Annotated in this window: 6 protein-coding genes; 3 read left to right on the forward strand and 3 right to left on the reverse strand. The window is 48.2% G+C overall.

The window, feature by feature from the left end:
- Window positions 1-1,381 precede the first annotated feature (1,381 nt).
- From RM811_RS23695 to RM811_RS23705, 3 genes are all read right to left on the reverse strand, one after another.
- Window positions 1,382-2,941, reverse strand: coding sequence for an AmpG family muropeptide MFS transporter (locus RM811_RS23695; protein ID WP_402529260.1), 1,560 nt, complete (start codon window positions 2,939-2,941; stop codon window positions 1,382-1,384).
- A gap of 167 nt (window positions 2,942-3,108) precedes the next feature.
- Complete coding sequence (locus tag RM811_RS23700; protein ID WP_402529262.1) at window positions 3,109-3,594, reverse strand: YajQ family cyclic di-GMP-binding protein; 486 nt, start codon at window positions 3,592-3,594, stop codon at window positions 3,109-3,111.
- Between the two features lie 143 nt (window positions 3,595-3,737).
- Complete coding sequence (locus RM811_RS23705; RefSeq protein WP_402529264.1) at window positions 3,738-3,953, reverse strand: dodecin; 216 nt, start codon at window positions 3,951-3,953, stop codon at window positions 3,738-3,740.
- Between the two features lie 97 nt (window positions 3,954-4,050).
- On the opposite strand from RM811_RS23705, the gene RM811_RS23710 reads away from it, so the two are divergent.
- From RM811_RS23710 to galE, 3 genes are all read left to right on the forward strand, one after another.
- Window positions 4,051-4,965, forward strand: a complete 915-nt coding sequence (locus RM811_RS23710) for a ketopantoate reductase family protein (protein ID WP_402529266.1) — start codon at window positions 4,051-4,053, stop codon at window positions 4,963-4,965.
- Window positions 4,966-5,080: 115 nt separating this feature from the next.
- Entirely contained in the window at window positions 5,081-5,977 is an 897-nt protein-coding gene (gene nadC, locus RM811_RS23715) for a carboxylating nicotinate-nucleotide diphosphorylase (protein ID WP_402529268.1), read from the forward strand.
- A 22-nt stretch (window positions 5,978-5,999) separates the two neighbouring features.
- Window positions 6,000-6,979: UDP-glucose 4-epimerase GalE (gene galE / locus RM811_RS23720; protein WP_402529270.1), on the forward strand; the 980-nt coding region annotated here is incomplete at its 3' end.

Genomic DNA, 6,979 nt, shown 5'->3' on the forward strand with positions numbered 1-6,979 from the left:
GTCATCATCGAGCCTGACCTACAGGGTCAGTCCATTGACGTTTACCGCCTAACTCCCACGCTCTACCGTCTAGCTCGGATAAGCGGCACCCGGCGGTCAGGCCGGTTCTAGCGGGTTTCCAAATTATTAGCCCGTATATAGTCCTATAGATAGCGAAAAAGCCGCTAAAACGGGCTATTCAGGCCGCTATACCGTATAGCCTAGCTCCTATTTATATAGGGTATTTCAGTAATTAGTAGTAGGCGGCTGTCCGGGCGTTCAGGCCGGTGTAGGCGGGTTTCCAATAGGTAGCGGATTTATAGCCCTATAGCGGAAAAGCCGCTAGGACGGGCTAACACGGCGGCAAAAATAGGAGGCTTCTGAGTAGGCGGGTCAAGGATAGGCAGGCACAAAAAAACAGGCTGGTGAGCCTGTCGTTTTAGAAAAGAGTTTGGAAAAGAGTTTGGGACACCCACAAATTTAACCATATGAAGTGTATTGGTATTTTTATGGATGTCCAATTCTTTTTTTCCAATTCTTTTTTGATCAAATTCCCCTCCCGCTTTTCAATCAAAAAACAGAAAAAATACTTACAATCCCAACCCAACCCAACCCAACCCAACCCAACCCAACCCAACCCATCTCACCTCACCTCACCTCACCTCACCTCACCTCACCTCACCTCACCTCACCTCACCTTAATCAACCTGACTGAACTGTCAGTAATCGAAGGGTAAGAAAATACTGGTCGCTATCGTCTGGAAAGAGTTTGGGACACCCACAAATTTAACCATATGAAGTGTATTGGTATTTCTATGGGTGTCCAATTCTTTTTTGGTGTCCAATTCTTTTTTTACCTGCGATATTCTGGTGTCGTGACCATGAATTCTGGAGTCGTGAACACGATTCTGGAAATCGGCCAAAAATGTTCACGATCAGCCAGAATCCTTGTTCACGCCTGGCCAGAATTCGTGTTCACGCTTTACCAGAAAACATGTTCACGATTAGCCAGAATACGCACCTCAACCCTCACAGACCCGGACGTGCCCAATTAAGGCATCCGGTTCCTCATAGGAACAGTCCTTTAATAAATTCCACATTTGGGAAAACAGCCATTATTACCGACCAACTCCGCTGTCATCCTGTACAGGGATTGTACAGGATCCATCCACAGGGAAGTGACTGCCGATGGTTGGCTATCCCTGCCAGATGGATTGTGTACAATCCCTGTACACAATGACAGCAGAGAACGCAGCCGGAATTGTTTACAGTGCTACTCCTCAGGCCCCAGGTGCCTCAATCTACTGGCAAATGGATAATTTATTTCGTATTTCGGGACAATTCCTTAGTAAAATGGGAAAATTATTCCGGGACAAATCCTAAGCCAAAGTCTCGGTTCCCTTCAGGAACCGGCCTGTTGATTTTCAAGCAAACGACCAACATACGTCACCAGCCATATAACCGGTAGCCCCAGAAGTGAAGAACCAATAAAGAACATCGGATAATCCAGTGCATCCACAAAGGTGCCTGAATAACCCGCCAGCAACTTGGGTAACAGCGTCATCAAAGAACTGAAAATGGCATACTGCATGGCCGTAAAGGCACGATTCGTCAGGCTGGATAAAAAGGCTATAAAAGCGGCTGAAGCCAACCCGCCACTCAAGTTATCCGCCGCGATCACCAGACTGAGATATAAAGTGGAAGGTTCAAGGTTGGCCAAAAAGGCAAATAAAACATTAGACAACGCCGCCAGCAATGCGCCTACCCACAGAATGCGCAGGACACCATAACGAATCGCCAGCACACCGCCCAGAAAGCCTCCGGCAATAGTCATCACAAGACCGAAAGATTTAGTGATGGTTGCGATTTGTTCTTTGGAATAGCCCATATCGCTATAAAACACATTCGCTATGGTGCCCATCACAATATCCGCAATACGGTAGGTTCCCACCAGCAATAATATATAAATAGCGACCTTGCCATATCGTTCGAAGAAATCCGCAAAAGGTGCAATATACGTTTCCCGCACCATTCTCCGTGGCGCTAAATGGATTTTCACCAAAAGCCAGGCGGTAGTAACTGCTGCAACAATACTGCACGCAAATCGCCCTGCTCCCGTCAGAAAGCCCGATAATGGGGAGGAAAAGCCCATCTCAACCAATAGCGTTTTCAGAACATCCAGAGGGTTGGCCAGCTGAGTAAAAGCAACAATAAAAGCGGCGACTGCAAGAGCAAAAAGCAATAGAAAGCGAAGATAATCAAGGATGCTACTCTCCAATTCAGCAGCTCGATCGCTGTTAACAGGCTCTGCAACCACTAACGTAGTGATAATACCAATCAACATAAAGCCAGCCATACAACGATAAGCCCAGGCCCAGGCAAGATAATCATAATTGCCTTCTTCGGTCATGGTAAACCAGCTGGCCAGGGCTAATGTTCCTGCACCCGCCACCAGCATGCCCACCCGGTAACCCGCTATGTAGGCCGATGACATCATCGCCTGGAGATCGTCATCGGCGGCTTCAATACGATAGGCGTCAATGACAATATCCTGAGTGGCAGAGGAGAACCCCAGCATAACGGCGCCGATGGCAATCCAAAACAAACCATCCACTGGATTATTGGCCGCCATAAACAACAGGGCACCAATAACGGATACCTGGGATAACAACAGCCATGAACGACGACGGCCAAGCAAACCATGCAATATTGGCAATGGAATACGATCAACCAATGGCGCCCAGACAAACTTAAAGGAGTAGCCCAGGGCGGCCCAGCTGAAAAAAGTGACCGCACTGCGTTCAACACCGGCCTCACGAAGCCAGAGGGACAGGCTGCTGAATATCAACAGAATGGGCAGACCTGCCGAAAAACCGAGAAAAAGAAGAGCGATAACCCGGCGATTAAAAAAACTTTTACAGGCCTCCCCCCAGTTTTTGGAAGAACCTACTGTCAGCCCCATTCAATGTGCTCCATAGCGATCTTGATTATTTACGGTGTCATGCTTCTTCTTAAAGGTTTTGTTGGCATAAAATTTAGCAAAGAAGATAACAGCTTACCTGCTGAAAAAAAAACCGTTTTCACTGCGTAATGAAAACGGTTTTTTATCGAGAACTAATTATGCCGTAATCAGTCTCTAAAGTTATTGTATTGCAGTGGCATATTCAAATCAGCGTCTTTGAGGAATGCGATAACCGTCTGCAGGTCATCCCTTTTCTTTCCAGTAACCCGTACCTGATCGCCCTGAATGGCAACCTGTACTTTCAGCTTTGCATCCTTGATCATTTTCACAATCTTTTTCGCCAGATCCTTTTCCAGACCCTGGCGCACCACGACCTCCTGCTTGACCTGCTTGCCGGAACCATAGTGATCCTTCACTTCAAGGCATTTAACATCAATACCCCGCTTGACCATTTTGGTTTTCAGCATCTCCACCATCTGGGCCAGCTGAAAATCAGCGTCCGCCGCCAGAGTGATTCCGGTCTCACCACTCTTCTCATAGCTGGCATCCACACCACGAAAATCGAACCGGGTCGTCAATTCACGATTGGCCTGGTCGATGGAGTTGACCAGTTCATGCATATCCACTTCAGAGACAATGTCAAATGAAGGCATCGTTGATAATCTCCTTGAGAAATCGAAAGAAACAATTAGCAGCTATTGTATCCGAGAACCCATGGAAGAAATCAATACACGGCAAATAAGTTTCAGGCTCAATACCGTGATGTACTCTAAAGTACGATCAGGGTCTTCCCTGTTTATTGATCTTTATCCTTGAGTCTGAAGCCAATTTTCACCGTGATCTGCCAATGGGCAATTTTACCATTATCAATATGTCCACGGGTCTCAACCACCTCAAACCACCCCATGTGCTCAAGGCTCATACCGGCTGCAGCGATGGCGTTATGAATAGCATCATCACTACTGACCGTTGAGCTGCCCACCAGTTCAGTCATTTTATAGGTATGACTCATTTTCTTTCTCCCATTGATAAACCAGAGTGTTTGAGTATAGGCAGCAAATGGTAAACTCGGTTGTCCGTGAAAGCCTGCCGATGGAAAACAAACATTCATGAAGTCCGACAACTGGTACATTCTAGGTGCTGGCAGTATGGGTTGCCTCTGGGCAGCCAGCCTTTGCCATAAAGGGGAGGCCCCCCGCCTGATTCTCAGAGACAGCAACTACCAGCAGCTAAAAGAAAGCCATGCGCCCCTCAAACTGACCACCGCAGGGCAAAGCTTTCAGTACCATGTAGACGTTGTTTCTCCCGAAACACTTAATGCTCCCATTAACCGGCTGATTGTCTGTACAAAAGCGCAAAATGCACTGGAAGCAATAAACAGCATAAAGTCACACCTGACAGAAAGCGGTCAGATCCTGCTATTACAAAATGGCATGGGAAGTCAGCAGGCTATTAATGAAGCATTTCCAACTCAAAGTGTGTGGGCAGGGTCCAGCACTGACGGCGCTTATCTGGCAGCGCCTTTTGAGGTATGCCATGCCGGTCAGGGTGAAACCTGGATAGGGCCAATGACTGATAATAGCGTTTCTGTAGACCGTTTTAATGACCTGCTGAGTAACTTCCGGCTGAAGGTCTCCCCCTGCGACACTATCGAACAAAAGCTATGGGAAAAGCTGGCAATCAACTGCTGTATTAACGGCCTCACGGCACTATTCAACTGTCGGAATGGTGAATTGCTGGACAATGGCGAAAAACAAGCCTGGCTTGACCTGTTAATGGCTGAAACCTGCTCAGTGCTCACAGCGTTGGATATCCACACACCATCACTCAAAGAAAGGGTTTACGGCGTGTGCCAGGCCACTGCGAACAACATCTCTTCAACCTGTCAGGATGCTCGTCAGGGCAGAGCCACAGAACTTCCATTCATTAATGGTTTTCTGATTAACAAAGCAGAGAACCTGAGCATTCCTGTGAATAGTCATAAACAACTGATGGACCAGTTAAGAGCCTCAGGCATCAATTAGAAGACCTCTCAATACCGGGCTTTACTCCGTAAGGGTGTTGGTATTTTTCCGGGTCATTTATAATCCCCCCACAAAAGAAACGATCGCGACCAAGCCTGTAACCTCCGGAATAATCATGAAAGTACCCTATACGCTGCCTGAAAACCTGAGCCCGGTTCTGCGAGACCAGATAGGCAATACCATAGAAACCAACGTTCGCCAGGCACTGGCGGAAGATATTGGTTCCGGAGACATTACCGCCTCCCTGATTCCGGAGACCCAGCAGTCTGTAGCCAGAATCATCTGCCGGGACCATGCCGTCATCTGCGGACGACCATGGTTTGACGAGGTATTTCGTCAAATCGATCCAGATGTGCAATTAGAGTGGCATATAGAGGAAGGTGAGCGGGTTAAGCCCAATCAGGTACTTGTGATTCTCAAAGGGTCGGCCCGAAGCCTGCTGACCGGTGAGCGCGCTGCCATGAACTTCCTGCAAACCCTGTCCGGAACCGCCACCCGTTGCCAACAATATGCAAACCTGGTCAGTAGTACCGAGGTTAAATTGCTGGACACCCGCAAGACCCTCCCGGGATTGCGGATTGCCCAGAAATACGCAGTGGCTGCGGGAGGCTGTCACAACCATCGAATCGGATTGTTTGATGCCTTTTTAATCAAGGAAAATCATATCGCTGCCTGTGGTGGTATTGTTCAGGCAGTCGATAAAGCCCATGAGATAGCGCCCGGTAAACCGGTAGAGATTGAAGTGGAGACTATGGAAGAGTTCAAAGTTGCCAGAGATGCAGGAGCAGACATTATCATGCTCGATAACTTCCCACTGGCACAGCTGGCCGAGACCGTCCGGCTGAACAGGGACCTTCCCGGAAAAGCCCCGAAACTGGAAGCATCCGGTGGGATTAATGATCAAACACTGGTACCCATTGCAGAAACCGGGGTGGATTTTATCTCCATTGGAACACTGACCAAAGACTGCCAGTCTGTGGATCTTTCCATGCGTATTATTGAACAGCTTTGATTAAAAAGATCAGGAAGAAAGTATGAGCAAAATTCTGGTAACCGGTGGCGCTGGATATATTGGCAGCCACACCTGCGTCGAACTTCTTAATGATGGCTATGAAATTATCGTTCTGGATAATCTCAGTAACAGCAGTGATGAATCCCTGAAACGGGTTCAGGAGATCACGGGTAAGTCTTTGGAGTTTGTTCAAGGCGATATTCGTGATCTGGAATTACTGAACACGCTGTTCAGCAATAATGAAATATCCGCGGTTATCCACTTCGCAGGGCTGAAAGCCGTGGGTGAGTCGGTTTCCATGCCTCTGGCTTATTACGATAACAATGTTCACGGAACACTGGTATTGCTGGAAGCCATGAAACAGGCCAATGTGAAAACCCTGGCCTTCAGTTCTTCCGCAACGGTATATGGTGACCCGGCAAGCCTGCCCATCAGTGAGGACTTCCCAACCTCAGCCACCAACCCCTATGGTCGTTCCAAGCTGATGGTTGAGGAGATCCTTCAGGATCTTCATGTTTCTGACGACAGCTGGCGTATTGCATTGCTTCGCTACTTTAATCCGGCGGGTGCACATCCATCCGGTAAAATTGGCGAAGACCCTAACGATATCCCCAACAACCTGATGCCTTACATTTCCCAGGTGGCCATTGGCAAACTGGAAAAGCTCAGTGTCTTTGGTAATGACTACCCTACCCATGATGGTACAGGTGTACGGGACTATATCCATGTGGTTGACCTGGCCATCGGACATGTTCGAGCCATTGAAAAGTTACAGAAAACCACGGGCGCCCATGCCTGGAACCTTGGGGTTGGCAACGGCTACAGTGTGCTGGAAATGGTCGCTGCTTTTGAAAAAGCTTCAGGTCAGCCAGTACCTTATAAAATTGCACCAAGACGTTCCGGCGATATTGCTGCCTGCTATGCCAATCCGGAAAAGGCTCTGAAAGAACTGGGCTGGAAAGCGGAGAAAGGGTTGGAGGAAATGGTGGCTGATAGCTGGCG

The sequence above is a fragment of the Endozoicomonas sp. genome, from assembly GCF_031844845.1.
GTDB lineage: Bacteria > Pseudomonadota > Gammaproteobacteria > Pseudomonadales > Endozoicomonadaceae > Endozoicomonas.

Coding starts and splice junctions, on each gene's coding strand:
- RM811_RS23695 (WP_402529260.1), bottom strand. CDS start 2,941: ATGGGGCTGACAGTAGGTTCTTCCAAAAACTGGGGGGAGGCCTGTAAA.
- RM811_RS23700 (WP_402529262.1), bottom strand. CDS start 3,594: ATGCCTTCATTTGACATTGTCTCTGAAGTGGATATGCATGAACTGGTC.
- RM811_RS23705 (WP_402529264.1), bottom strand. CDS start 3,953: ATGAGTCATACCTATAAAATGACTGAACTGGTGGGCAGCTCAACGGTC.
- RM811_RS23710 (WP_402529266.1), top strand. CDS start 4,051: ATGAAGTCCGACAACTGGTACATTCTAGGTGCTGGCAGTATGGGTTGC.
- nadC (WP_402529268.1), top strand. CDS start 5,081: ATGAAAGTACCCTATACGCTGCCTGAAAACCTGAGCCCGGTTCTGCGA.